Annotated in this window: 30 protein-coding genes and 2 pseudogenes; 20 read left to right on the top strand and 12 right to left on the bottom strand. The window is 44.1% G+C overall.

Going from position 1 to position 23986, the window contains the following annotated elements:
• Positions 1–117: 117 nt before the first annotated feature.
• From LAY57_RS05095 to LAY57_RS05070, 6 genes and pseudogenes are all read left to right on the top strand, one after another.
• Positions 118–2505, top strand: coding sequence for a galactose oxidase-like domain-containing protein (locus tag LAY57_RS05095; protein WP_249065216.1), 2388 nt, complete (start codon positions 118–120; stop codon positions 2503–2505).
• Between the two features lie 247 nt (positions 2506–2752).
• Positions 2753–2992, top strand: coding sequence for an IS4/Tn5 family transposase DNA-binding protein (locus LAY57_RS05090; protein WP_249065215.1), 240 nt, complete (start codon positions 2753–2755; stop codon positions 2990–2992).
• A pseudogene (locus LAY57_RS05085) lies at positions 2985–3203 on the top strand (IS4 family transposase); the annotation flags it as partial. The gene LAY57_RS05090 and the pseudogene LAY57_RS05085, both read left to right, overlap by 8 nt.
• Before the next feature lie 131 nt (positions 3204–3334).
• Positions 3335–3556 carry a hypothetical protein gene (locus LAY57_RS05080; protein WP_249065214.1) on the top strand — a complete coding sequence of 74 codons (222 nt, stop codon included), beginning with the start codon at positions 3335–3337 and terminating at the stop codon, positions 3554–3556.
• 30 nt (positions 3557–3586) lie between these two features.
• Positions 3587–4561, top strand: coding sequence for an alpha/beta fold hydrolase (locus tag LAY57_RS05075; RefSeq protein ID WP_249065213.1), 975 nt, complete (start codon positions 3587–3589; stop codon positions 4559–4561).
• A gap of 52 nt (positions 4562–4613) precedes the next feature.
• The gene (locus LAY57_RS05070; RefSeq protein ID WP_249065212.1) at positions 4614–5066 is read left to right on the top strand and encodes a hypothetical protein; all 453 of its coding nucleotides are present in this window, start codon (positions 4614–4616) and stop codon (positions 5064–5066) included.
• On the opposite strand, the gene LAY57_RS05065 is transcribed toward LAY57_RS05070, so the two are convergent.
• Positions 5029–5361: a DUF8147 domain-containing protein gene (locus tag LAY57_RS05065; RefSeq protein WP_249065211.1), complete on the bottom strand. Its 333-nt coding sequence runs from the start codon at positions 5359–5361 to the stop codon at positions 5029–5031. The two genes, LAY57_RS05070 and LAY57_RS05065, sit on opposite strands and share 38 nt — an antisense overlap.
• A gap of 278 nt (positions 5362–5639) precedes the next feature.
• Between LAY57_RS05065 and LAY57_RS05060 the strand changes: the two genes are divergently transcribed.
• The 5 genes from LAY57_RS05060 (at position 5640) to LAY57_RS05040 (ending at position 7939) form a co-directional block, all read left to right on the top strand.
• A complete protein-coding gene (locus LAY57_RS05060) occupies positions 5640–6107 on the top strand; it encodes a hypothetical protein (RefSeq protein WP_249065210.1) in 468 nt (155 codons plus the stop codon).
• A 173-nt stretch (positions 6108–6280) separates the two neighbouring features.
• Positions 6281–6697, top strand: coding sequence for a XisH family protein (locus LAY57_RS05055; protein ID WP_249065209.1), 417 nt, complete (start codon positions 6281–6283; stop codon positions 6695–6697).
• Complete coding sequence (locus tag LAY57_RS05050; RefSeq protein ID WP_249065208.1) at positions 6685–7023, top strand: XisI protein; 339 nt, start codon at positions 6685–6687, stop codon at positions 7021–7023. The genes LAY57_RS05055 and LAY57_RS05050 overlap by 13 nt, the downstream gene beginning before the upstream one ends.
• 381 nt (positions 7024–7404) lie before the next feature.
• On the top strand, positions 7405–7683 hold the full coding sequence (locus tag LAY57_RS05045) for a hypothetical protein (protein ID WP_249065207.1): 279 nt from the start codon (positions 7405–7407) through the stop codon (positions 7681–7683).
• Positions 7676–7939 carry a type II toxin-antitoxin system RelE family toxin gene (locus tag LAY57_RS05040; RefSeq protein WP_249065206.1) on the top strand — a complete coding sequence of 88 codons (264 nt, stop codon included), beginning with the start codon at positions 7676–7678 and terminating at the stop codon, positions 7937–7939. The genes LAY57_RS05045 and LAY57_RS05040 overlap by 8 nt, the downstream gene beginning before the upstream one ends.
• A gap of 98 nt (positions 7940–8037) precedes the next feature.
• Here LAY57_RS05040 and LAY57_RS05035 read toward each other — a convergent pair whose 3' ends face one another.
• The 3 genes and pseudogenes from LAY57_RS05035 to LAY57_RS36410 form a co-directional block, all read right to left on the bottom strand.
• Positions 8038–8253 (bottom strand): type II toxin-antitoxin system HicB family antitoxin, encoded by a 216-nt coding sequence (locus LAY57_RS05035; RefSeq protein ID WP_249065205.1) that lies wholly within the window; start codon positions 8251–8253, stop codon positions 8038–8040.
• Between the two features lie 116 nt (positions 8254–8369).
• Complete coding sequence (locus LAY57_RS05030) at positions 8370–8579, bottom strand: hypothetical protein (protein ID WP_249065204.1); 210 nt, start codon at positions 8577–8579, stop codon at positions 8370–8372.
• Between the two features lie 43 nt (positions 8580–8622).
• Positions 8623–9000: pseudogene (locus tag LAY57_RS36410) on the bottom strand (NACHT C-terminal alpha/beta 1 domain-containing protein).
• Here LAY57_RS36410 and LAY57_RS05020 point away from each other — a divergent pair.
• The 6 genes from LAY57_RS05020 (at position 8926) to LAY57_RS36405 (ending at position 11293) form a co-directional block, all read left to right on the top strand.
• A complete protein-coding gene (locus LAY57_RS05020; RefSeq protein ID WP_249065202.1) occupies positions 8926–9084 on the top strand; it encodes a hypothetical protein in 159 nt (52 codons plus the stop codon). The pseudogene LAY57_RS36410 and the gene LAY57_RS05020 overlap by 75 nt on opposite strands.
• Entirely contained in the window at positions 9072–9599 is a 528-nt protein-coding gene (locus LAY57_RS05015) for a hypothetical protein (protein WP_249065201.1), read from the top strand. Before LAY57_RS05020 ends, LAY57_RS05015 begins: the two co-directional genes overlap by 13 nt.
• A gap of 118 nt (positions 9600–9717) precedes the next feature.
• The gene (locus LAY57_RS05010) at positions 9718–10164 is read left to right on the top strand and encodes a Tse2 family ADP-ribosyltransferase toxin (protein WP_249065200.1); all 447 of its coding nucleotides are present in this window, start codon (positions 9718–9720) and stop codon (positions 10162–10164) included.
• Between the two features lie 27 nt (positions 10165–10191).
• A complete protein-coding gene (locus LAY57_RS05005; RefSeq protein WP_249065199.1) occupies positions 10192–10719 on the top strand; it encodes a hypothetical protein in 528 nt (175 codons plus the stop codon).
• A gap of 49 nt (positions 10720–10768) precedes the next feature.
• Positions 10769–11083 carry a hypothetical protein gene (locus LAY57_RS05000; protein ID WP_249065198.1) on the top strand — a complete coding sequence of 105 codons (315 nt, stop codon included), beginning with the start codon at positions 10769–10771 and terminating at the stop codon, positions 11081–11083.
• 24 nt (positions 11084–11107) lie between these two features.
• Entirely contained in the window at positions 11108–11293 is a 186-nt protein-coding gene (locus LAY57_RS36405; RefSeq protein WP_420839063.1) for an HNH endonuclease, read from the top strand.
• 269 nt (positions 11294–11562) lie between these two features.
• On the opposite strand, the gene LAY57_RS04995 is transcribed toward LAY57_RS36405, so the two are convergent.
• The 3 genes from LAY57_RS04995 to LAY57_RS04985 all read right to left on the bottom strand — a co-directional run bounded on the left by LAY57_RS04995 (position 11563) and on the right by LAY57_RS04985 (position 13545).
• Positions 11563–11769: a glycogen debranching protein gene (locus tag LAY57_RS04995; protein ID WP_249065197.1), complete on the bottom strand. Its 207-nt coding sequence runs from the start codon at positions 11767–11769 to the stop codon at positions 11563–11565.
• 29 nt (positions 11770–11798) lie between these two features.
• A complete protein-coding gene (locus LAY57_RS04990; protein ID WP_249065196.1) occupies positions 11799–12293 on the bottom strand; it encodes a GNAT family N-acetyltransferase in 495 nt (164 codons plus the stop codon).
• A gap of 70 nt (positions 12294–12363) precedes the next feature.
• On the bottom strand, positions 12364–13545 hold the full coding sequence (locus LAY57_RS04985) for an RNA polymerase sigma factor, RpoD/SigA family (protein WP_476727009.1): 1182 nt from the start codon (positions 13543–13545) through the stop codon (positions 12364–12366).
• A 589-nt stretch (positions 13546–14134) separates the two neighbouring features.
• Here LAY57_RS04985 and priA point away from each other — a divergent pair.
• The 3 genes from priA (at position 14135) to LAY57_RS04970 (ending at position 19359) form a co-directional block, all read left to right on the top strand.
• Positions 14135–16753: a primosomal protein N' gene (priA, locus tag LAY57_RS04980; RefSeq protein ID WP_249065195.1), complete on the top strand. Its 2619-nt coding sequence runs from the start codon at positions 14135–14137 to the stop codon at positions 16751–16753.
• 359 nt (positions 16754–17112) lie between these two features.
• Positions 17113–18054, top strand: a complete 942-nt coding sequence (locus tag LAY57_RS04975; RefSeq protein ID WP_249065194.1) for a PEP-CTERM sorting domain-containing protein — start codon at positions 17113–17115, stop codon at positions 18052–18054.
• Between the two features lie 462 nt (positions 18055–18516).
• Complete coding sequence (locus LAY57_RS04970; protein ID WP_249065193.1) at positions 18517–19359, top strand: PEP-CTERM sorting domain-containing protein; 843 nt, start codon at positions 18517–18519, stop codon at positions 19357–19359.
• A gap of 213 nt (positions 19360–19572) precedes the next feature.
• Here LAY57_RS04970 and LAY57_RS04965 read toward each other — a convergent pair whose 3' ends face one another.
• From LAY57_RS04965 to LAY57_RS04945, 5 genes are all read right to left on the bottom strand, one after another.
• Positions 19573–19773 carry a tetratricopeptide repeat protein gene (locus LAY57_RS04965; protein ID WP_249065192.1) on the bottom strand — a complete coding sequence of 67 codons (201 nt, stop codon included), beginning with the start codon at positions 19771–19773 and terminating at the stop codon, positions 19573–19575.
• Positions 19774–19967: 194 nt separating this feature from the next.
• Positions 19968–20735, bottom strand: coding sequence for a tetratricopeptide repeat protein (locus LAY57_RS04960; RefSeq protein WP_249065191.1), 768 nt, complete (start codon positions 20733–20735; stop codon positions 19968–19970).
• Positions 20736–20940: 205 nt separating this feature from the next.
• A complete protein-coding gene (locus LAY57_RS04955) occupies positions 20941–21627 on the bottom strand; it encodes a response regulator transcription factor (RefSeq protein ID WP_249065190.1) in 687 nt (228 codons plus the stop codon).
• Between the two features lie 258 nt (positions 21628–21885).
• Positions 21886–22467, bottom strand: coding sequence for a thylakoid membrane photosystem I accumulation factor (locus LAY57_RS04950; RefSeq protein ID WP_249065233.1), 582 nt, complete (start codon positions 22465–22467; stop codon positions 21886–21888).
• Between the two features lie 235 nt (positions 22468–22702).
• Complete coding sequence (locus tag LAY57_RS04945) at positions 22703–23746, bottom strand: M23 family metallopeptidase (protein ID WP_249065189.1); 1044 nt, start codon at positions 23744–23746, stop codon at positions 22703–22705.
• Between the last annotated feature and the right edge of the window lie 240 nt (positions 23747–23986).

Genomic DNA, 23986 nt, shown 5'->3' with positions numbered 1-23986 from the left:
CGCTTTCAAGGCACGACCTCTATTTGTTGGGAAAAATTGGTAACCTCAGCTACGAATATTATAACACAAAAGTGTTATATTTAGGTTATTTAAGTTTATCCAAATTTTAACAAACTTATGGCAACCGACTTGATACCAGTTCCCAATTGGTTCTCCTGGGAAAACCAAGGTGCAGACATAGCAATTGCCGACATCGATGGCGATGGAAGACCGGATTTAATTATCTTCCAAATCGATAACCCACCGGGTGCCAATCGTGGGCTTTATCGCATTGGTCGCAAACTAGATGAAAATGGCCTTGTCACAGGTGGATGGAGTGACTGGATCGAAATTCCCGGTTGGCAATCCTGGGAAAATCAAGGTGTAGGCATCGCAATTGCCGACCTCGATGATGATGGAAGACCGGAATTAATCGTATTTAAAGTTGATAGTCCACCTAATCTAAATCGGGGTCTTTATCGCATTGGTAAAAAGTTAGATAAAAATGGTATAGTCACAGGCGGTTGGAGTGACTGGATCGAAATTCCCGGTTGGCAATCCTGGGAAAATCAAGATGCCAGCATAGCAATTGCCGACTTAGATAATGATGGGAGACCGGAATTAATTGTCTTCCAAATTGATAATCCAGACAATGCAAATCGGGGACTTTACCGCATTGGTCGCAAACTCGATGAAAATGGTATAGTCACAGGCGGATGGAGTGACTGGATAGCAGTAGATTGGTTTTCTTGGGAAAATCAAGGCGCAAGTATTGCAGTTGCCGACCTCGACGGCAATGGACGCCCAGAATTAATCATCTTTCAAATAGATAACCCCCCCGGAGTTAATCAGGGATTTTATCAAATTGGTTGGAATCTCGATACTGCTGGCAATGTGACCGAAGGTTGGAGTCCTTGGGTGCCAGTTCCATTATTTTCCTGGGAAAATCAAGGTGCAGGCATTGCAGTTGCCGACTTAAAAGGTAAGGGACGGCCTGAATTAATCTTCTTCCAAATCGACAACCCGCCGCAACTAAATCAGGGATATTATCAAGTTCTAGACCTGAATATTGACCTCGATCAAGCCGCTAATCAAGGCATTTGGAGATTATTACCTTATAATTCGCAACTATTGGCAGTTCACGCTGCTGTTTTGCCTACCAACAAGGTGTTATTTTTCTCAGGTTCTGGCAACAATCCTGCCAATGCCAACAACAATTTCCGCAGCGTTGTCTGGGATTATCAAAAAGGTACATTTTTTACTCCCCAAACTCCCGTAGATTTCTTCTGTGCTGGACATTCTTTTCTGTCAGACGGTTCTCTTTTGGTCGCAGGTGGAACAAAACAATATGACTTCGGACATCCATTTTTTGGATTGAGAGATGCTTTTATTTTTGATGCCTTTGCTGAAAAATGGAAACCTCTACCGCAAATGAAAGGTGGTCGCTGGTATCCAACTTTGGTAACGCTGGGTGATGGTCGAGTTTTAGCTGTTTCTGGACTAGGAGAAGATGGCAATCTCAATTTAATCCCAGAAATTTATTCCCCACAAACGAATACTTGGACGGCTTTTGGACAAAATACCAGTCAATTGCCGATGTATGCACACCTTTTCCTGTTACGTGATGGCAAAATTTTCTATTCTGGTGGTCAATATGGGAATAATAATGAGGTGACACCACGGTTATTAACTTTGCCAACAAATCCGACGCAACCTATCACAGAAGTAGAAGTACCTGGGTTAATCGGTCACCTGGAACAAGAACACCGGAATCAATCTGCTAGTGTAATATTACCACCTGCACAAGAACAACGAGTAATGCTAATAGGTGGTGGTGCGTTTGAAGGTGGAAATCATCACGCAGTTGAGGCACATAAGAAGGTGAATATTGTTAATTTAGCTGCGGCTAATCCCACTTATCAAGCAGCAACACCTTTGAATTTTCCTCGAATGCACTTGAATGCTGTATTGTTACCCGATCGCACTGTGTTGGTTTGCGGTGGTAGTAGCTTGAATGAATCGCGGGTACAAGCAACTTTGGCAGCAGAAATTTACAATCCAGTCACGAATACTTGGACAATAGCAGCAACTTCGAGAGTGGAGCGATTATATCATTCTATCGCACTACTTTTACCAGATGGCAGAGTAATTACAGCCGGGTCAAATCCAGCGCGAACTGATGATGAACTGCGACTGGAAATGTATTATCCGCCGTACCTATTCAAGGGCGCAAGACCAATCATTGAAAATGCTCCCGAACAGTTAAAGTATGGTGATAATTTGGAGATTAAAACACCGCAAGCTGGGGAAATTCAATGGGTAAGTTTGATTAAACCTGGATCGACTACTCATGCTTTTAATACAGGACAAAGACTGGTGGATTTAGAGTTTAGTCTCGGTGTTGCTGGTAGTCTGAAAATAAAGGTTACGAATGAGCAGAATGTAGCACCACCGGGCTGGTATATGTTGTTTATGATTGACCGCCGTGGAGTGCCTTCTGTGGCGAAATGGGTTCAATTAAAATAGATAGTAACTCAAGTTGCTAGTTATCAGGTTATGGGTTTTCGCTCCCCCTCGCATCCCCCTTTTTAAGGGAGACTTTGAATCCGGTTCCCCCCTTTTTAAGCTATGCCTTACTCACATCTTTCTTAACAAAGGAGAGACGGCTTAAGCCGTCTCTCCCGGCGGGCAATCGCTCCGGGGGAGTATTATTGACAAAATGAACCGAATCAAGTAATACGAGAATTACGGTAAAAGAGGCGAGTCAGGAACTATGACGGCACAATGGGCAGTAGCAGAACTACAATTTGCTTGTTTGGGCGATCGGCGTCGCGTACAACGACTGGTGCGTATTGTGTCGGACTTAGCCTCACAGCCCCATGCCAGTGTGCCACAAGCATCAGGGGACTGGGCAGCCACCCAGGGGACTTATGACTTTTGGTCATCTCCACGAGTCTCCTCAGACGCGATTCGCCAAGCCCACCAAAGAAGTACCTTAGAACGTCCCCACTGAATCTCCCCCAAGTTTAAGTAATTGTATTCGTTGGATTGCGAAACTAGGTGGATTTTTGGGGCGTAAAGGAGATGGTGAACCGGGTGTCAAGACACTGTGGCGAGGCTGGCAACGTTTGCATGACATCGCTTCTACATGGAAATTAGTTTCCACCCATTCCCCCCCGGATGTCAAGCCGGATTTTGTTAAGAAAGATGTGAGTAAGGCATAGCTTTTTAAGGGGGGTTAGGGGGGATCGAACCGACAATATTTGTAACTAGCAACTTGCGTTACTATCTATTTTATGATTTGGTATGATTAGATAACTGCTACTTTACCTCAAAAATTTATTAGGAAAAAACCATGCTGAAAAGTTACGAAGCGATTTATGAGAATGGTCAGATAAAATGGCTGGAAGAACAGCCACAGGTGGATTATGCTCGTGCGATCGTGACCATTCTTGAAGAAAATACATCTCAGGTAAAGCGTCGAATCCCTCCTGCTTCTCTAGCAGGTAAAGTTAAAATATTGGGAGACATTGTTAGTCCTATCGTTGATGAGCAAGATTGGGAATGTCTGAAGTAATCGTCCTCGATACACACATTATCGATCGCAATGAAAATTATTCTGCTAATTGCAACAACATTATACCAAGCGATCGCTTGCTGGATAGAAGACCGAAAAAGACCACCAGGTCAAATATTTGACGTAGGTGGATATCGTTTACATCTTTATGTTACAGGAAAAGCTGCACCAACAATTGTCTTAGACCACAGTTTGGGAGGAATTGAAGGCTATTTCCTTGCTGAAGAGTTAGGGAAGCTAGCACGAGTATGTATATACGATCGGGCTGGATACGGCTGGAGCGATCCTAGCCCCCATCCGCGCACCAGCAGTCAAATCGTAACAGAATTAGATGCGTTACTTACGCAAGCAGGAATCGAACCACCTTACATTTTAATAGGAAATTCTTTCGGCAGTTATAACGTGCGTTTGTATGCCGATCGCTTTCCCGATAAAGTCATTGGTATAGTTCTTACCGACGGGCTATATGAGAAAGAAATGCTTAAAATGTCTGTTCAGCTAAAAGCTTTAAAGATATTTTTTATATCTGGTTTTGCCATGTCTATTTTAGGATCGAGTATGGGAATTATTCGGATACTGAAAATCTGCGGGATATTTGAGTTACTAAAACCCGAACTAAAGAAATTTACCACTAATTCACTGAACTTTGTAAAGCGCTCCTTTTGTCGTCCCAAACATTGGATGACAATGCTCCGAGAGATGTTAAACCTGGATAAGAGCGCCCATCAGATTAGTTTGACCAAAGATTTAGGTGCATTACCGCTGGTGAGCATTAAAGCAAATTCTTTTTTTAAACCTTCCTTTTGGACTATGTTTATCCCTTTACAAGGGGCGAATCAGCTACGAGATAAAATGCTTATGGAAATTCTAGAACTATCGAAAAACTCAGTTCAACTTGAAGCAAATAACAGCGGACATTTTGTATGGATAGACCAACCTAAATTAATTGTAGATGCTGTAAAGATAGTTTTAGATAAAGTCGATCCTTCTCATCTACGCTCTTAAAAGAAAGCCTGCTAACAATTAAATTAAAACAGACTCTACTGCCTGATTCAATATGACACTTTCAAAATTACTGCCGATCGGTCTGATATCATTAGGATGTTGGCTCGGAGCTTGTGGACAGTCTCAAATCTCAACCCAGCCGAATCGCGCGATCGCAGCATCTGTTAAACAATCTCAGTCTGTATCCGATACACCAGCTTCAGCAGCACAACCAGCGAAACCCGGTAAGCAGATTGGGCCAGCGATTGATTGCGACAATGATGAGCAACAAGACGACATCCGCATGGATTATGACGGCGATGACATCCCGGATGAGTGCGTAATCAACCAGATTGAGCCGATCGCGAATGAGACAAATTATGCTAAAGAGTGGGAAGAACTTCAGAAACAACCCTGCGAAAAAGCAGAAAAGATTAAAGATAAAGTTAACTACATCATCTGTTCCATGAAAGGAAGCGGACAAATTGTCAGCTTATCAAAAAGAACTTTGCAGTCAGACAGGTAGAGATGGTAGTACAAAACAGACTCAGTATCAATGCTGCAATCAACCATATACCAAACCATGCTACTCCACCCATTGACCCTGATTCTGAAGGTTCCTGGTTGTAATTACTCAACCACTCAAGTAGTGTAGTAAGAAACATTGCGGCGATCGGCCCAATTAACAGCCCAACAAACCAAGCTATTGGTAGCAAAACCAACTTCCAGATCAAGCCCAATTTGATGAATGTCTGATAGCCGATCCATAGAGATGGCCCAAAAAATAGCAGAAGTAATACAGCTATTAAACCTAGATTCATAATTCTTTATTTTTCAAAACGTCAGTATACTATCTGTGCCAGTTGCGTAAGTCCGGTTTTCGCCATTTTTCTACACAGGGTCTATCACCCCTGCGAATCTACCTTCTTAACCTCCTCCAAAGCTAGCCCTAGCACCTCTGCAATTTGCTCATTGCTCAAACCAATGAGCCGTAATTTACTAACCAGACATTAGCTTCGCTGGAGAGGGTAGCTGTGGGTGGACTATTCGATTGGTCGATTTCCTAGCGAATAATACCTAGATATGGAGATTTAAAGGTATGAATCTTCTACCAGAAGAAGAAGTCTTATACGATAATAAAAATTTAGGGTTGATACTAACTACGCACAGAGTTAGAGCGGACGGGTATTCATTTGGCAATTATTTTCTCAGAAGTATTATGCTAGAAAAAATAGCTTCTGTAGCGGTTGCTAAAGTAAGCTATCCTGGGTTACTTTTTTACGGTGTACTGTTTTTTGGTGTTGGTCTGTTTTTCTTTGTATATAACTCCAACTTCTTTTATATCTCCCTAATAGGTTTAATTCTAGTGTTTGCTTATTTTATCACAATTAGAAAAGTTCTTGAAATTGCTTCTTGTGGCGCAGTTATTCGTATAAATATACCAGTTAGCATCGATATGAAAGAAGTAAAGCAGTTTATCGAGATATTGGAAGATGCGAAAGATGCAAGATACATGATTGGTAAACACGATATTCTTCCAAACTATAGCGGCGCTCGACGGTGGTAATCATGGTTCGTAACCGATCGCATTGACTATAGAGCAATAACATCATTCTATCATAGATTTGGGTGTGCGGTGAAGTTGGCGCGATCGGGAAGTTATAATCATCTATGATTTTGAACTGATTCATGTTAAAATTAATGCAGAAAATCTGATCTTAGTGATTAATAATCTCAAAGATGCCTCCTAGAGATACATTTCATGAACTCGTCAAGACTGCCCTTGAGCATGAGGGTTGGACAATTACTCATAACCCGTATCATATCGATCTAGGATTTGTTGATTTTTACATCGATTTGGGTGCGGAACAGTTGTTAGCAGCCACGAAAGATAATGAAAAAATTGCTGTCGAAATCAAAACGTTTCTGGCAGCATCGACGATTTCAGAGTTTCATACAGCAGTTGGACAATTCATCAACTATCGGATTGCGCTAGAAGATGACGATCCAGATCGAGCGCTCTATCTAGCAGTCCCGTTAGACATTTACAAACGCTTTTTCAAATACTCATTCATTCAGACAGTGGTTCAGCGTAATCAAATTCCGCTCTTAGTATACGATACAGAAAAAATGGAGATTGCACAATGGATAAAGTAAGTTTGTATCGTCAGTATATTCAGGAGTTGCTGACTGAACGAGCAAACCTGCGGCACAAGAACGATCCAATTGCCAGCGAGACGATTTTCGATCCTGTAAGCGATCGCTATCAGCTTGTAAATGTGGGTTGGAAGGATGGTAGCACAAGGATTTATGGCTGTGTGCTGCATTTGGATATTAAGGATGGGAAAATTTGGGTGCAGCATGATGGAACAGAAGAGGCGATCGCAGATCGGCTAGTGGAACGTGGCGTACCGAAGCAGGAAATTGTGCTGGCGTATCATGCGCCTCATGTCCGACAGTACACTGAATTTGCGGTGGGGTGATGTTTACTAGAGTCTTAATTTTGCTAAAGTTATTTTCGCGATCGCTTGAGTTCGGTCAATAGCGATGTATAATACTTCGGTTGGCTCAAAATTATGTGCGATCGCGTAGCTTTGCTTCAGCAGTATCGCGTTAGGATAGCGTACCGTAGGCGAAATATATGTATCCCAATTTAGGCGTTGAGTGTAGATTTTGAGTTCCGTGAGGATGCGGAGTGATGCCCTGGATTTGGTGGGTTGTTATGGCAATCGCCTTGGAGTAGTGCTAAGATGGAAAAATGAATTGAATGGCGTTTTATATTCAGAATTATTAGCCTAACTACGGCAGTTATCGCGTGCTGAAAAGTGGTAAAAGATACTGAACATTGAAGTGGCAAAACAGCTATGAATACTACAGATAATTCTCCAATGTCGGATCAATCATCAACAATTACGATATCGGTAACAGAGTTACAACGCCAGCTTAGTGAGTCACTCAAACAACTATCGCCAGAGCGATTACAGGTGCTTGCTGATTTTGCGGCTTATCTGGCTTATGCTGAAAGCGAAGCAGCAACGCAGGAACTCTTGGCAATTCCTGGATTGCTAGAACGAGTTAAGCAAAATCAAGCAACCCCTAAAACTCATTACACAAGCTGGAGAAACATTCGCTCTGATGTATGAAGTTCTCCTTCATCCTGATGCTCAAAAGGTTTATACTAACGCTGACAAAGCCCTCGTAAAGAAAATTGCCCGATGTTTGCAGCAGCTAGAGCAAAGTCCTCTATCGCACCCCAATATTAAAGCTCTCAAGGGAGATTATGCAGGGTACTATCGCTATCGAATAGGAGATTACAGAGTCATCTATTCAGTGGAAGATGAATTGGTTCAGGTGTTTGTTATAGCGATCGCGCATCGTAGTGAGGCGTATGAACCGTGAAGCGCGATTTCCTATGGGAGGGTAACGCGATCTGCAACAGTGCGATCGCGCTATCAATAATCTCCGGTTGGTCTAAAATCTCCTTAAATCCATCCACATTAAGCTGCAACAGAAATTGCCTTTGCCTTAAGGGATGGCTCTGGAATAGCTTGACCATCTTCTCGAAGAGTGTCAATATAAAGCTCAATTGCTTCTTTAATATTGTTTTCGGTTTTTTCCAGAGTTTTACCTGTAGAAATACAACCAGGTAAATCGGGAACATAAGCTGAATAGTTACTGCCAGCCCATTCAAAAATTACAACATATTCTTTCATAATTCATGATTTTTCTGCTTGCTCAACCCGTTCAATAATTTCCTGAATTCTTGGCAACAAGTTGGCATCAAGAATTTCGAGCAAATCCTTTTCACAACTCTTTCTAAATTCAATATTCATGGTTTTATATTCAGAATTTTGAAAATTTCCTCACGGCTGACTATTTCAGTATTTTCGCCTTCTTTAATCGCATTTTCCATTCCGATATCTTCTAGGACTTCTGCGAAAAGTTGAGAAAACAGTTTTTTTTCTTCTTGCACCAACTCAAAAATAGCGGTTTTGAGCAATTCTTTGAGTTTAGTTTCGTCTAGGGTAATTTCAGTCATGGCTTTTTTTTGAGGTTACTGATATTCTAGCTTAGTTATAGCTTCACGCCTCTAAAATAGTGCGTTGCAGCCAAGTCATAATATTTTGGATGAGGTGGGAGTCTTGGGGTGAGAAAGTGGGAATGGTGGCATGGGGTGAGTCCGCGATAACGCAGATTGTAGCATCGAAGCGGGTGAGGGCATCGAGATAAAGTAGGGACACGGCAGTGCCGTGTCCCTACACTTTGGGTAGCGGCGGTGGGTTCCTCGTAGAAAATGAGGACGGGGTGTTTATCCCAGTCTAGGAGTTGCAGTAGATTTTGAGTTCCGTGAGGGTGCGGGGTGTGCCTTCAGTGGATTTGGGGCAGTGGTGTTTTTTGACCAGTTGCAGGTAGATTTGGGCGGCGGGGTTTTCGGGGTTATCGAATTTGCTGCTGTGGATGCAGAGGAATTGGAGGGTTTGATTGAGGTTGGTTGCGCTAAGTTGGGGAAAGCAGGAGTTGGGGGGTTTTTATGGCATTATTAAGAGTAGATCAGTACCCTGGTGCTTGCCAAATGATGACGTTTAATGATAATAGTGAGCTAATTCAGAAAATACAGCGATGTTGGAACCCTTTATCAAAGCGTTCAGGAACGTTGGTACAACGATTTGATGGCGTTTGGCATTACAGTGTAGCACTATCAGATACTTCAGCAATTGCTTGGGGACCCAGCGAAGCAGGGCAGCTTTACGATCGCGGTTGTCTTAGAATACATGAGCTTGGTCATGAGTTCAAAGATGCAATTCCCGTTCCGTATTTGAGTAAGGATGAGATACTTCAAAACTTAATCGCCTCTGTTCTAGCTTTTGATAACAAGTGGAAGTATGGAGTTCAGGGCTGGAACTGTGAGCATTGGGCGCGTTTAGCCGTGAGCGGTCAACCCATTTCCTACCAAGTCAAAGAGCAGGGATTTGGCATTTTTGATGTATTTGGGGTTTTATACTTCAGAGGCGAAGCGGTACCGGAACTTAACAAGTACAAGTTCAATGCTCAGGGCTAGAAATTCCACGACTTGATGGGAATCTATATCATGAATTGCAAATAAACTGACTAAATAAGTAAGCACTACTCACAAGTTTACACAATTTATCAATACTTTCATACTGCAATATTGGCTGATGGCAAAACTTTACTATCGCGGCATGGCCGACCAAAATGGTAACCCCAAAATAGGTCGCAGTGCTAGATTACTAGGAATTAGACCTGGTATTGACATAGATATTGAGCAAATTTCCACAGGTTATCTGAATGAGCAAGGCTATTTGTTAGCAGAGTCAGAACGTGAGTTTCAAGGAGAGCTTGTTGCTGTTGCCGTCAGGAATACAAAAGGAATGTCCGTTTCCCTTTCAATTGAAAGTTTACCAGCATTTCGCAGACCTTCAAAATTTGGTGGGACTGGAAAAGACCCGCTATGGCAAATTGATGACAAAAACATTATTGGAGATTTGCAGGCTGTTCAAGATAGCCCGACGCACGTTAGTATTTTACCAAGAAGCTCAATGTCTTTGGAAAGGTACGAGGCAGCATTGGCAAACACCCAAAATGATTGGGAAAGAGTTGATTAACCTCATCTATCATAGGAGTCTATTACAATGGCGTGGATATTCAGTTTATCGGCAGAATGTGGCTCTGAGCAAAGCAATGTCAATAAATTTGCTCAACACTTTGAGGGAATAGAATGGCTACTCTCAAATGGTCGTCAATGTCTATGTCGTACAGACACTTTTCAAGATATCGAGCAAAACTGGTGGTGTCGGGTTTATCCTAATAATATTAGTGAAGTGGGAATAGATAGCCCTGAAAGTGCTTATGTAATGACAGAGTTAGGTATTTTACTCTATCAAACTCTACGGTTTGCTCCTTCATTTCGCTATGCTTTGGTTGGTGTTGAAGTTGATGAATTTAGAAACTATAGCGAACTTATTGAAGATTTATCTAACTTATCTCTTCCCGGAGTAGTTTTAGCTAAAGAACTTACTCAGGGGCGAGAAATATTACCACTTTTCCGACCCTTTAGTTCCAGTTATGTTTGGCAACCCTACGAGGGGGAAGTCTATAATCCATTAATGGCATCCCCAGACTTAAAAAATAAGCTGAATGAGCTTTTGGCTGTGAGTTGAACCAGGTGGCAGTATCAAGAAGGTAGAAAGTTTTGTAGGAAAAGTGAAATTGATTTTGCTGGATAGAAATGTTGAAGGAGGTAAAGAAGAATTAGATAAGTTTTATGGCAATGAATTGAATTTGCTATTTAAAGCGCAAAGACAAGTTCGTTCATTTAGGCGTACAAAACAAGACTTTTACATTCTTTGGCGTCTTCTCAATCCACTTAACCTTGAAATGGTTAAATCTGAGAGGTTAAAAATCAAACAAGACTTGAAAAATATCTTTTATGACTTGAGGAATACTTCCGAAAGTTTCACAAAAGATTTATTTCGGTCAAAAGCTCAAGAATTTCACGAAAAATATGCAATTAACCCAAGATAAACTAAACTTTCTGAAGCTGAAAAAATGGAAAAACTTAGAGGGCAAGATAATCGCTGTGCTATCTCAGGAGCGCCTCTGTTTATAGGAGACGATATTGAGGTAGATCATACTATAGCACTAAGCATTGGGGGAGCAGATTCTATAGAGAACCTTCAAATTACTCATAGTGACAGTAACAGAAAGAAAGGCTCTAAACCTTCATCTCAATAGATAACTCATCTGTGGAATACTTTACCGTTATAACCAATTCAACCACCCCAACCTCATTTTAGACCCTATCTATATTATGTATAAATATAGGGTTAGTCTGAATTCGCTCATCAAATTCGATATTTTCCCATTCTGTAATAACTATCCCCGGTCTTCCCATCCCGATGACAATTTACTCGACTCTAAAGGTAACAAAACCCAAGTAAAATTAGCCCGCGCCAGCGGACTCTATTTGTAATCCTCCACCCTTTAGAAACAGGATATTATCATCAATCCAACTTCAGCGCATTTACAGGTACTTCATCCCAAGAAGTAACCTTTCTTAAACGCGCAACCCAACCTGCCGATTTCTGAACATCAGTCAAATTACTTTCAAAAGATTCATGGCAATCTTTTGCTTGATCTTCATTGCAAGTAGCAATACAAGAATAGATTAGACCTGATGGATCGATTTGTTCGTTCACCCAAATAGTCATAATGTGTCATCAACTGAAATGTTCTTAGATCAAGATTTTACGCCAGATGCCAAATTTGTAAGCTGTTCGCCAGTAACGCGACAAATCCGCCAGTCTGGTAAAACAGTAGCACCCATGCGACGATAAAATGCGATCGCAGTTTCATTCCAATCCAGCACACTCCACTCCAAACGCCCACAATCCCTATCCACAGCCAACTTAGCCAGATGCGTCAGCAACGCCTGACCAATACTTTTACCCCGATATTCCGGTAAAACAAACAAATCCTCTAAATAAATACCGGGTTTAGTCAAAAAAGTCGAATAATTGGGAAAAAATAGCGCAAATCCAACTATTTCCCCAGCTAACTCTGCCACAATCGCTTCCGCATAAGGATGGGAACCAAACAGATGAGACTCCAAAGAAGCCACATCGCCAGTGACAGCGTGGGATAGCTTTTCATATTCAGCCAGCGCCTTAATCAAGTCAAACAGGTTCAGGACATCTGCTGGCGTCGCTAATCTGACAATCAACTCAGAAGTCATCGTTCAATTTTGAATTTTAGATTTTAGATTTTAGATTACTTTTGAATCCAAAATCCAAAATCCAAAATTCCTACTTCAACCAACTTTTCAACTTCTGGGCAATTTGGGGACGGCGTAGTTTCCGCATCGCTTTGCTTTGGATTTGACGCACCCGCTCGCGTGATAAATTATACAAGCTGCCCACCTCTTCTAAGGTGCAGGGTTCGCTCGTTGTCAAACCATACCTTAGAGAGATGACATCTTTTTCTCTTGGGGTTAATACATCACCTAATACCTCCGAAATTTCCTGACGCATCATCGCGTCGCTCATTTGTTCTTCGGGAGATTGACTATCATTATCTTCCAGGAGATCTACGAGTTCTGTGTCTTCTTCTCTACCTACCCGATGGTTGAGGGAAAGCGATCGCCTCCGCAACTGCTGTAACTGGCGGAGGTGTTCCGGTGAAATTTCTAAAGCGTCTGCTATCTCCACTTCTGTGGGATTGCGGTGCAGCTTTTGCTTGAGATCCCGCTGGACTTTTTTGAGTTTATTTAATTTTTCGACAATATGAATCGGTAATCGCACTGTTCGCGCATCGTTGGCGATCGCTCTTGTAATAGCTTGGCGTATCCACCAATAGGCATAGGTAGAAAACTTATAGCCTTTGTCTGGATCGAACTTTTCCGTAGCGCGGTTCAATCCCATCGCGCCTTCTTGAATCAAATCGAGGAATTGCACCCCCCGGTTCAAATATCGTTTGGCGATCGAAACCACCAATCGCAGGTTAGAGCGAATCATCTTGCGTTTCGCCACTCTACCTTGATAGAGGCGATTTTCCAGCTGCTGTTCCGTCAATCCAACTGCTGTCGCCAATTCTACCGTTGTGGGTTGCTTCATCCACTGCGTTTTTAAGCGTTTTTGCAGTTCCTCGATGTTGACCAAAAATTGGATGCGACGCGCTAACTCGATCTCTTCTTTCGGTTTTAGCAGGGGATATCGCGCCATCTCCTTAAAGAAGGCTCCCACTGCATCATCCGAGTTCATTTTGCGATATCCTGTTAAGCGAGTTTCCGCCAACTCATCAATTTGTTGTTCTTCTAACAATGTAGCTGCCAATGTAGCTTGCGCTTCATACTCAGCTAAAAGCTCTTCCTCCAGTTCTGGATTTGCATCCGCCATATAATCAGAGTCGAGGGATAATGGCAAGATTTCCTTGGTATCCAACTCAGAAATATTCATAGCTAAATCTTGTTCGTGTTTTGATAAAGACACAGTATGAGAACCCCTGTTTTGCTTATACACGCCGATCGCATCTGCTCAAATTGCCCCGTGATTTTGCTTCCAGCTATACGGAACTTTTTTAAACAAGTAAGTATTTATACTACTCTCGTAGTTTAATATCGCCACTGAGTTAATTGGCATTATACTTAGTATCCTTGCTGGCGTTTCATCTTAGGATTGGAAGAACATCTTCTTAGGCTACCGCAAATCAGTTTTTTCGTTGTTTCTTCAGATACAAAACGACAATACGATCTCAGCTTTAAGGGTGGAGTTTTAGAGCCACACGAAGAAGTCAGTACTCCGAGTTTAACGCTGGATTGTTGACATACGGGGTATCCTTAAAGTCTGGCAATATTTTCTGAACCTAATCACAGCATCCCATATCCTAAAAAGATTTACTCTCTATCGACAGGGGTAAAACATCTCTGATACCTGAGATGGAAGTTTGTGTAACACTGAACAAGTGTTGCAAGTGAGTATAATTTATTGATGTAAAGAAAATTTCGGTTTCCACAGTCAGGAATCACGACAAAAAGGGGTTTTTGACTCCAGAACTTTTTAAAGCTCAATGTTTTGCCGTATGTCTACTCCCAGTTGGATTTTGTCAGATCTGGTATTGGCTGAGCCTGGGGCTTCCTACGAGACAAATTCCCCTCAAAACAGGTGGATCGAAGTACTGGTAGATTCTCCCGGTACGCAGTCAGAGTCTCAGGATCGGGAAAACGCTCTGAGTCAGAAGTTGTATACCTATAGGTTGCCGCCGGATTTGCAAGTAAGTCCTGGGGATATCTTGAGTGTGCCGTTTGGGGCGCAACAGGTGGGTGCGATCGCCATTCGTATGCTCGATCGGCCCCCCCAGGATTTAGCATCGGACAAAATACGGGATATTGAAGATGTCGTCACTAAGGGTTTTTTCCCACCTGCCTACTGGAATTTACTGAATAAACTTTCTCAGTATTATTACACACCTCTGATGCAGGTGATTCGGATGGCGCTGCCGCCCGGTTTGCTTTCGCGATCGTCTCGTCGTATTCGCCTCAAACCAGAAGCTATTCCCCCAGGCGCAGATACGTTCCTCAGTCCAACTGGTCGTCAGATTCTGGAACTTCTCCAAGCTTCAAAAACAGGAGACTATACCGCTCAATACATCAATCGACAAATCAGAGTAGCACAGCGGGGACTGCGGGAATTACTGAAACGCGGTTGGGTGGAAAGTTATTTGGAAACACCTAGACACGCCCAACCAAAGTTAAGACAAGCGGTAACTCAAGTTGGTTCTGAGATGGGATTAGACCTCACCCCCCGTCAACAGGAGATTTTGACGGTATTGCAGCGTCGAGGCGGTGAGTTATGGCTAACCGAATTGGTGCAAATCTGCAACACCAGTTCCTCTACACTTAAGGCGATCGAGCAAAAAGGCTACATTGTGATTCAAGAGCGGGAAGTATTGCGGAAATTATCCGAACCTACGGTAGCGGACGATCGACCCAAAGCTCTTACGCAGTGGCAAGCAGCAGCTTTAGATGTCATCACCAGTTTAGAAGGATTCGCTCAAGTGCTGCTGCACGGAATCACGGGTTCTGGAAAAACAGAGGTTTATTTACAAGCGATCGCACCCATCCTAGAACGCGGACAGTCCGCCCTCGTATTAGTGCCGGAAATCGGCCTCACACCCCAGCTAACCGATCGATTTCGCGCTCGTTTTGGTAGCAACAAAGTTTGCGTTTATCACAGCGCCTTATCAGAAGGAGAACGCTACGACACCTGGCGTCAGATGCTTACCGGCGAACCGCAAATAGTAATCGGTACAAGGTCTGCCGTATTTTCCCCCTTGCCTCACCTGGGTTTAATTATCTTGGATGAAGAACACGACTCCAGCTTCAAGCAAGATTCCCCAGCACCAACTTACCACGCCCGTACCGTCGCCCAGTGGCGTGCAGAATTGATAAACTGTCCCTTAATTTTAGGTTCTGCTACTCCCTCTGTAGAAAGTTGGGTGAGCGTTAGAAGCGGGGGAGTGGGGGAGTGGGGGAGTGGGGGAGTGGGGGAGTGGGAGAGTGGGGGAGAAATGACCAATTATCCATCACCAGTACCCAATCCCCAATATTACCTTTCATTACCGGAGAGAATTAAATCGCGACCTTTACCGCCAGTGGAAGTGGTGGATATGCGCTTGGAGTTGCGGTCAGGAAATCGATCGATTTTTAGCCGATCGCTCCAAGATGCCTTACAACAATTACAAGATGAAGGTAAACAAGGAATTCTCTTTATCCACAGGAGAGGACACAGTACATTTGTGTCTTGTCGCAGTTGTGGATATGTGATTGAATGTCCTAACTGCGATGTCTCTCTGGCTTATCACCATACCGAAGAAAGAGCGCCAGAACTGCTGCGCTGTCATTACTGCAATTTTATTAGTTCGCACCCGCGTTTCTGTCCCGAATGCAACTCTCCTTACCTGAAATTTTTCGGCAGCGGCACCCAGCGAGTCGAAGAAGAATTGAAAAAGCTATTTCCCCTGTTGCGCGTCATCCGCTTTGATAGCGATACCACCCGCACCAAAGGGTCGCACCGAACTCTGCTGACGCGATTTGCCAATGGAGAAGCTGACTTGTTGGTAGGAACTCAAATGCTGACAAAAGGGTTGGATTTACCTCAAGTGACATTGGTAGGTGTGGTGGCGGCAGACGGATTGCTGCATTTCGCGGATTATCGAGCATCAGAGAGAGCTTTTCAAACCTTGACTCAAGTGGCAGGTCGTGCGGGTCGCGGCGATGACCCAGGTCGGGTGATTATGCAAACTTATACTCCCGAACATTTAGTAATTAAAGCCGCTCGCCGTCACGACTATGAATCTTTTATCCAGGCAGAGTTGCAACAACGATCGCAACAGAATTATCCTCCTTACGGACGATTAATTCTGTTGCGCTTGAGTAGTTTGGATGCTGCTGAAGTTGAGGAAACTGCTGAGTTGGTGGCAGCTGAGCTGCGTCCATCTGATGACAACCCCACAAGTTACGAGATCCTGGGGCCAGCACCTGCCAGTATCTTGCGGGTAGCGAATCGCTACCGATGGCAGATTTTGCTCAAGTTTAGCAGCGAAACACTGCCTTCTTTGCCAGATTGGAGCTTGGTGCGATCGCTCTGTCCTCCCGGTGTCAGTTTAACCATTGACGTAGATCCACTGAATTTCATGTAAAGGTACGGAGGATTTATCTATTTTTTCGTCCCCAGCTTCCCTTGCGACAAAGAAACCCGGTTTCTAGAGCGCCAACTTTATAGGTTGGGTTCGCTTCACAAGAGCCCAACCTACAAAGAAATGGCTCAAGTATTTTTCAAAAAACCCGGTTTTTAGGGTGTACTGGGCTAAGTCGATTCTACTTAAGTTGCGGCTTACTGATTGTACGGAAAATATACGGAGAATTTTATGCTGTTACAGGTCTAAACTTTGACAATAACTTTATAAGTAAAGCTGGCTTAACCTCTTTTTTCTTCATGATTTAATAGCTAATCTGTTGACATAAGCCAAATAGAGCAAAACAAGAGAGAAGCAAAGCCATGAAAACTCCTAAATTATCGAATTTATTAAAGGTTGCCGCTACCGCGATTGGTATCATCTCTGTTACCGGACAAGCCGCCTCTGCCTTCGACTTAAAAGGAGGAACCTCACTGAGTCTATCTTTGGAGTGTTTGAACGACTCTGTAGGTCTTGTCACGGGAGCGCACGCAGTCGATGCTAATGGGTGGCAGTATGCCTTTGATTCCAACACAGATGGGATGAATGGGAATTACTGGGTTGGGTCTGCGCCGGGACAAAGAAATCCCTATGATTTATCTGGTCTGGCTATTAAGGAAACTGCTACCAGCGTTATTATTGCCATCAACGCCAATATGCCGTTAACCGGACAGGCTGAAGCGGGCGTTACAGGCGGTCAGGTTGGATATGGTGATTTGTTCTTGAATATGTCGGGTAAGAACTTTTTACCAGCCATGCAAAGCGGAGATTTATTTGGTATCCGCTTCGCTAGCGCGAATGCTTCTGGAGTACAACAGCTGGGTCTTTATAGCGGTGTTCAGGCTAAGACAGTTACTGAGATTAAGGATGGTTACACCGTTCAAACTTATGGAGGTTTGACAGGTGGCAATAATTCTTACGAAGGCCAGGTCGCAAAAGGTGGTGGTACTGTAGGTTATGGCGATTTAACCAGTAACTACTTTACCAATAACGGGCAGAACAAAACATTCAACCTTAACGAGATTGCTTCTGGAACATATCTCACAGGTATCTCTTTCCTCTCGCAGGGTGCTATAACGCAGGAATTGCTTGCCACTGGCTATAATGCTGGGAAATTCGGCGGTTCGCAAACGATCGCGTTCAAGTTTGATAAAGCTGCGGTTGCTGTACCAGAACCGGGTACTCTGGGCGGTTTGGCGCTGATCGGCATGACCTTGGCTGCTAGCAAGTTACGCAAACAGAATGCTCAATCTCAACAAGCATAGAGTGTTATTGAGGAAACTTCTTGCATCTACAGCATAAAGTTTTATTTCTAAATGAGAAAAAGGTCAGCCTCAATCAACAGAACAAGAATAGGTTTAGGAAATAGAAAATGGGGAGTGGTAATTCTTACCACTCCCCATTTTTAGGAACAGTTCCTAAAAATGCTGTATAGCAAAGTGCTGAGTGCTGAGTACAAACACAGCACTCAGCACTTTGCTATAAATACGGAATAAATACGGAAAAACCGACCGCCTAACCCTCTGTTTTAATAAATAGAGGGGTTTTGTTTCTTATTTACTTAAGTATTTATCCGAGAATACACAGATAATCTTCCGCTTTTACAAGTCTAAACCTTAGCTATATCTTTACATACAAAGCTGACCGATCATCTTGTATCTTCATAATCTAAAAGTTAAGTTAGTAACTATAAAGCAGATAAAGCAAAACAAGAGAGAAGCAAAGCCATGAAATCACCTAAATTATCGAATTTATTAAAGGTGGCCGCTACCGCGATCGGTATCATCTCCATGACTGGGACAGCCGCAAACGCATTTGAGCTTTCCAACGGCACTACAATTAATACGTTCCTGGAATGTCTAAACGACGGCGTTAGTATGGTTGTGGGTAGTAGCGCCGCTCAAAATGGTTGGTATTACGCTACTGATGCTAGTAACGATGGTAGCGGCGGTTCTCCTTATGAAATTTACGGCATGGGCGTTAAGGAAACAGCAGATAGCATCATCGTAGCGTTGAAGGCCAATACCCCCTTGATAGGAAATGCTTACGGTGGTGTTGCCGATGGGAATGTGGGCTGGGGCGATATGTTCTTCAACTTCTCTGGCCTGAATTTTATGGATGCGATGAATCAAGGTAAGCTATATGGCGTAAAATTCGCTGGCACTAATGATTCGGGAGTTGCTAATGTTGGTTTGTACAATGGTGTTACCGCCAAGAGCGTTGCTGTGGAAAACTCTGGCTACGCTAGTATAAATGATTATAACTCTGCTCATCCTGGCTCCAATTTGGGCGATTTAGCTGCTAACACTAATTACTTTGACAAAACTAAGAGTCTGAATGTGATCGATTCTGGTAAATTCCTCTCCAGTATTAATTTCCTAAACAATACACAGTTAGCTGATGCTGGCTTTAATTTGAACAAATTTGCCGGTAGCGAAACGATCGCGTTCAAGATTGCTAAGTCTGCGGTTGCTGTACCAGAACCGGGTACTCTGGGCGGTTTGGCGCTTATCGGCATGACTTTGGCTGCTAGCAAGTTACGCAAGCAAAGTGCAGCTAATCAAGCATAAGGTTTTTTGGATTAGCAATTCGGTTACATCTATTAATACCTACGCAAAATCCCACCCTGTAGGGTGGGATTTTGCGTAGAGTATCTTGGGGGAAGTGAAACGTCTCTACACCAGAGGAGGGTTCATTTGTAGCCGGAATAAATCCAAACGATATAATTTTGAACGGTTACAGGTTTTAGATATTGATCCCTCTTACTTATAAATTTGTTTGCCTTACCGATACAAAAGATAAGCCAAGCGACGGTGAACTGCTGATTCTTCCGGGTAAAGGTTAATAGCTGCTTGATACTCCGCGTTTGCCTCTGCTAATTGACCTCGATCCTGGAGAGCGAACCCCAAATTCTGGTGCGCCTCTACCAGGTTGGGATTGATACGGATAGCTTCTCGGTAGGAGGCGATCGCTTCCTCAAACACAACTATTAAATAGCGCTAAGAAATCTGCGCTTAGGGGCTTGATGCCTATCTTTTCCACTGTAATCGTAAACTGTTTGAAAAAGCAAAAGAGAAAAGAAAGAGAGAAAAGAAGCTACTTTTTGACTTCTACAAGGTCGCTAGGCTATCTTACTCCCTATTCCTTTTTCTTTTTACCTTTTCCTTGGGGGTTGGCTTCAAGTTATGACAGTGGGATTGCTTCCTACCCGTTGCAGGATGCGATCGATTTGCTCTGCTTGCTGAGCTTTACCCTGCGCTTTGAACAAATCTCGCGCTTTCTTAAAGGCTTCTACCGCCTGCCGTCGCTGCCCAGATCTAGAGAAAATTAAACCCAAATTAGCATAAGCTTCCGCAAATTCAGGCTGAATGCGAATAGCTTCTTGCCACTGCGCGATCGCAGCTTCTCGCTCGCCTTGCTGTGCTAGGACGTTCCCTAAGTTATAATAAGCTTTGGCATAGCCAGGATTAATCTGAATTGCTTGTTTGTACTGAGCGATCGCATCTGCTAGTTCGCCCTCCTGTGCCAGAGTATTACCCAAGTTGTAGTAAGCTTCTGGGAGATTGGGTTGAAGTACGATCGCCTCCCGATAAGCTGAGATCGCTTCAGCACGTTTACCTAAAGCTCCCAAAGCTGCCCCCAAGTTCAAGTGTGCAACGGCAAAATCGGGATTGAGGCGAATAGCTTCTCGGTATTCGGCGATCGCATCTTCAAATTTGCCTTGCTGTTGCAGCGTCACTCCCTCGTTGTAGTGAGTCTCTGCTTGCTTAAGAGCTTCCGAACCTGGAACAGCAAGAGGGGGATTAGAATTGTTGGAAACAGACGTATGAGAACTTCCAGCATTGCCCAAGTCTGGCAAAGGTAGGGCCAAACAGGGCGAACTCAAACTTATACCAGCGATCGCAACAGCCAGCAGTTGAATCAACGAATAAATTTTTCTAGACATACCCATTTATTGCAGGATTTCTTCTCGGAATACTATCTTAGTTTTCCCAGATTGAACTCAATCTTAACTTTAGTAAATCTAAGTAGGTCGGCGCAAATAAATCATTATTGGTACGTTGTTGCGCTTTAGCGCTAAAACGCAACTACTTGCGAAATCCATAAATTTTACGTTTCGTTACATAGCTTGGTTTTTATTGCCGACCTACTTAATGCTTGTTGGCTAACAGTTCTGGTGCTACCAATCCTTTTTGGATAGCTAGAACTGCCGCTTGAGTGCGATCGCGTACCTCCAGCTTTTGTAAAATTGCGTGAACGTGAACCCGAACCGTACCTATAGCAATATAAAGCAGTTCGGCAATCTCTTGATTTGTTTTACCCGCCGCAATCAGCGCCAAAATCTCCTGTTCCCGCCTGGTGAGCGGATTTGCTAACATTTGGGCCGCTTTGGCAACAGGCGGTGGGTTACTTTCAAAGACAGCGCGAATTTCAGCCGTCCCGATTCTATCCCACCACGACGCCCCCGCCGCCACAGAACGCAGTGCCAAAATTAACACATCTGCTTCAATTCCTTTGAGGCAATATCCCTGAGCCCCAGCAGCAATCAATCGTTCAATCAGAGGTTTTTGGGAATGAGAAGTTAAAACCAAAATGGGCAACTGCGGGTGTTGCTGCTTGATTTGCCGACAAGCCTCGACACCGCCAATTCCTGGCAATCCCACATCCAACAAGACGACATCTGGAAGATACTGGTTAGTTAATTCTACAGCCGTCTCACCATCAACGGCCTGGGCCACAACTTCCAATTCAGGCTCTTGTTGTAGCCGCATCTGAAGCCCTAGACGAAACAGTTCATCATCTTCTACTAACAGTATTCTTAGCAAGCCAGATTTCATGTCAAAGTTTTTCGGTATTACACAAGAAAACTGATGGAGAGTGGGGGAGTGGGAGAGTGGGAGAGTGGGGGAGTGGGAGAGTGGGGAGTGGGAGAGTGGGGGAGTGGGGGAGTGGGGGAGTGGGGGAGTGGGATTTTGCAGATCTTCTCCCTCTTCCCTCTTCCCTCTTCCCCTCTTCCCCTCTTCCCCTAGCCCCTAGCCTCTAGCCCCTAGCCCCTAGCTATATAAAATAGGGCAGACACTGGTCTGCCCCTGCACTCACTTAGCTAGTTCCGTATTGAACTCATTCACCACTCGCTGCTTTAACTCCGCAGATTCCGATCGAGGAAGCAAGTTAAACAGCTTGCGGAAAGCGTCATCTACCTGCTCAAACGGCACTTGTCCCTTACCGTTGAGAACTTCCTTACCCGATTGGTCAAACAGGACAACTTGAGGCACAAAACCTTTGTAGTAATAGCCCGGTTCCGTGGGTTCATAGGTTGATTTAGCTGGGATAGAATCCACATCCACGGGGATAATATCCGCCGCCCGTCCATAAAACTGCTGTAGGTGCGAAACAACAGCCGCATATTGTTTACTATCCCTGCTGTCATCTACGTAGAACACCAGCAGAGTCGGCTTATTTCCCTTCAAAGACTGTGCCAGAGTCACCTTTGACGGCACCAAGGAACCATTCCCGGCATAGAGGACATAAATATTGCCATCAAAGTAGTCATCGTTTATACCCGCCAGAGCTGGTGGCGTCCCCATGAGCAACAGACAACTCAGCGCTGCGAAGAGGGTCAACAGACAACTGGCAAAAATCTGCCGCCAGTAATTCAGAAAAGTCGCGATAGTCATTTTCTCCAAGAATCCTTCTACTGTGTGTCCCGATCGCACTCCTGAAGTCAAACCCCTCCTTTTAAGTATGGGGTTTCCCTAGCCCCTAGCCCCTAGCCCCTAGCCCCCAATCCCCCTAATCCCTTCTTTACTTTTGACTTTTGACTTTTGACTTTTGACTTTTCTTGCCCCCAATCCCTTCTTTACTTTTGACTTTTGACTTTTGACTTTTGACTTTTCTTGCCCCTAGTCCCTTTCACCGTACTTGCACTTCTCGCTTCACGTCAATCAGTACCTTACCATCTCGGATCAGGCGATATTCACCCCGCCAGACACCCGGACTTAACGGTTGATTACCAGATGCTCTTTTGCCAACATAACTCAGCCAAGATCGACTGGGCGATTGTAGCTCTTGTTTGCGTACAGCGAACGGTTTACCATCGGGTGCGATGAGTTGGAATTCTTGTCGATCGCCCTTAAGTACGCCGTAAGCTTGCACCCAGAAGATCAGCGCGGGACTATTTTGAGGTAGTTCCGTTTCTGAAAAGCGCCCCGACCAGATAGCTGCCATATCCGGTGGCTGAGTGGCAAAACCTGCGCGGATCGTACCTGTGGGAACATAACTTATCGGCTGTTGCCATATAGGTTTGCGATCGACCCGACAACCTGGGCCAGCATTGGCACCAACAAAGGGGTCTACGACTTTATCTTGGTAGCGGACGGTCAAGTGAACGTGAGGGAAGGAAGCTAAACCCGACTCTCCCACCATACCCAATACTGTACCTGCTTCAACAGAGGTATCTGGTTTGACAACAATGCTACCGTTGCGAAGATGGCAATATTGAGTCTGCCAGCCATTACCGTGGTCAATTACGACTCCGTTACCGCATTCAATGCCTTGAACGTTGCCTTTATCTGTTTGATCGGCTACTCTGCGATCGGGAACTCCGTCGCGCACCCGCAGAACTTTGCCCGCTGCGGCTGCTTTCACGGCGACGCCTGCTGCCATTATTCGCTCATCTGGAATGGCAAAGTCTACGCCGTTGTGACCGTCGTAGGTTTGCCGACCGCAGCCAAAATCGACTTCTGTTGGGCTGGGGTCGCGATCGACATAGTGCATAATAAAACAGTCTTGGCCTAGCGTACAGTTAATCGGTAAGCCAAGTTTGAAGGAATTTGGGGGGTTGGCAGCTGTTTCAACTGTGGACGGTGCAGAGGCGGTCTTTTCTTTACCGAAGCAGGCGGGGAGAAGGGTGAGCAAGAAGACAAGAAATGCTGTAGCCAGAAGGGACTTTTTCATTGGTTTGATGATTGATTTCAACTGCTACGACTAAAGAAAATTGCGGCTAGGACTTAAACACCACATCGTACTCCTCTATTAAATACCTTTCTAGTTCCGAAGTATTCCGTCTTTCTGGCAGTATTAGCCACTCCTTTATTTCCGCCATCTGTGTCGGTGTTAAATAGCTTTTTGACCCCTGATATCCTAACTTTAACCCGCTAGCCCTCTCTCTAAGTATTTCTAGGGAGAATATAACCG

This window comes from Argonema antarcticum A004/B2 (assembly GCF_023333585.1).
Lineage (GTDB): Bacteria > Cyanobacteriota > Cyanobacteriia > Cyanobacteriales > Aerosakkonemataceae > Argonema > Argonema antarcticum.
Note: the sequence above shows the minus strand (reverse complement) of the source record. Positions and strands in the feature narration are given on the sequence as shown.

Excerpts from the sequence above, each read along its gene's own strand:
- LAY57_RS04945 (WP_249065189.1), bottom strand. The coding sequence starts at position 23,746 with ATGAAAAAGTCCCTTCTGGCTACAGCATTTCTTGTCTTCTTGCTCACC.
- LAY57_RS04990 (WP_249065196.1), bottom strand. The coding sequence starts at position 12,293 with ATGACTTCTGAGTTGATTGTCAGATTAGCGACGCCAGCAGATGTCCTG.
- LAY57_RS05070 (WP_249065212.1), top strand. The coding sequence starts at position 4,614 with ATGACACTTTCAAAATTACTGCCGATCGGTCTGATATCATTAGGATGT.
- LAY57_RS04960 (WP_249065191.1), bottom strand. The coding sequence starts at position 20,735 with ATGTCTAGAAAAATTTATTCGTTGATTCAACTGCTGGCTGTTGCGATC.
- LAY57_RS36405 (WP_420839063.1), top strand. The coding sequence starts at position 11,108 with ATGGAAAAACTTAGAGGGCAAGATAATCGCTGTGCTATCTCAGGAGCG.
- priA (WP_249065195.1), top strand. The coding sequence starts at position 14,135 with ATGTCTACTCCCAGTTGGATTTTGTCAGATCTGGTATTGGCTGAGCCT.
- LAY57_RS04955 (WP_249065190.1), bottom strand. The coding sequence starts at position 21,627 with ATGAAATCTGGCTTGCTAAGAATACTGTTAGTAGAAGATGATGAACTG.
- LAY57_RS05045 (WP_249065207.1), top strand. The coding sequence starts at position 7,405 with ATGAATACTACAGATAATTCTCCAATGTCGGATCAATCATCAACAATT.
- LAY57_RS05065 (WP_249065211.1), bottom strand. The coding sequence starts at position 5,361 with ATGAATCTAGGTTTAATAGCTGTATTACTTCTGCTATTTTTTGGGCCA.
- LAY57_RS05055 (WP_249065209.1), top strand. The coding sequence starts at position 6,281 with ATGCCTCCTAGAGATACATTTCATGAACTCGTCAAGACTGCCCTTGAG.
- LAY57_RS04975 (WP_249065194.1), top strand. The coding sequence starts at position 17,113 with ATGAAAACTCCTAAATTATCGAATTTATTAAAGGTTGCCGCTACCGCG.
- LAY57_RS05015 (WP_249065201.1), top strand. The coding sequence starts at position 9,072 with ATGGCATTATTAAGAGTAGATCAGTACCCTGGTGCTTGCCAAATGATG.
- LAY57_RS04970 (WP_249065193.1), top strand. The coding sequence starts at position 18,517 with ATGAAATCACCTAAATTATCGAATTTATTAAAGGTGGCCGCTACCGCG.
- LAY57_RS05040 (WP_249065206.1), top strand. The coding sequence starts at position 7,676 with ATGTATGAAGTTCTCCTTCATCCTGATGCTCAAAAGGTTTATACTAAC.
- LAY57_RS05060 (WP_249065210.1), top strand. The coding sequence starts at position 5,640 with ATGAATCTTCTACCAGAAGAAGAAGTCTTATACGATAATAAAAATTTA.
- LAY57_RS05075 (WP_249065213.1), top strand. The coding sequence starts at position 3,587 with ATGAAAATTATTCTGCTAATTGCAACAACATTATACCAAGCGATCGCT.
- LAY57_RS05035 (WP_249065205.1), bottom strand. The coding sequence starts at position 8,253 with ATGAAAGAATATGTTGTAATTTTTGAATGGGCTGGCAGTAACTATTCA.
- LAY57_RS04995 (WP_249065197.1), bottom strand. The coding sequence starts at position 11,769 with ATGACTATTTGGGTGAACGAACAAATCGATCCATCAGGTCTAATCTAT.
- LAY57_RS05010 (WP_249065200.1), top strand. The coding sequence starts at position 9,718 with ATGGCAAAACTTTACTATCGCGGCATGGCCGACCAAAATGGTAACCCC.
- LAY57_RS05050 (WP_249065208.1), top strand. The coding sequence starts at position 6,685 with ATGGATAAAGTAAGTTTGTATCGTCAGTATATTCAGGAGTTGCTGACT.
- LAY57_RS05080 (WP_249065214.1), top strand. The coding sequence starts at position 3,335 with ATGCTGAAAAGTTACGAAGCGATTTATGAGAATGGTCAGATAAAATGG.
- LAY57_RS05090 (WP_249065215.1), top strand. The coding sequence starts at position 2,753 with ATGACGGCACAATGGGCAGTAGCAGAACTACAATTTGCTTGTTTGGGC.
- LAY57_RS05030 (WP_249065204.1), bottom strand. The coding sequence starts at position 8,579 with ATGACTGAAATTACCCTAGACGAAACTAAACTCAAAGAATTGCTCAAA.
- LAY57_RS05005 (WP_249065199.1), top strand. The coding sequence starts at position 10,192 with ATGGCGTGGATATTCAGTTTATCGGCAGAATGTGGCTCTGAGCAAAGC.
- LAY57_RS04950 (WP_249065233.1), bottom strand. The coding sequence starts at position 22,467 with ATGACTATCGCGACTTTTCTGAATTACTGGCGGCAGATTTTTGCCAGT.
- LAY57_RS05095 (WP_249065216.1), top strand. The coding sequence starts at position 118 with ATGGCAACCGACTTGATACCAGTTCCCAATTGGTTCTCCTGGGAAAAC.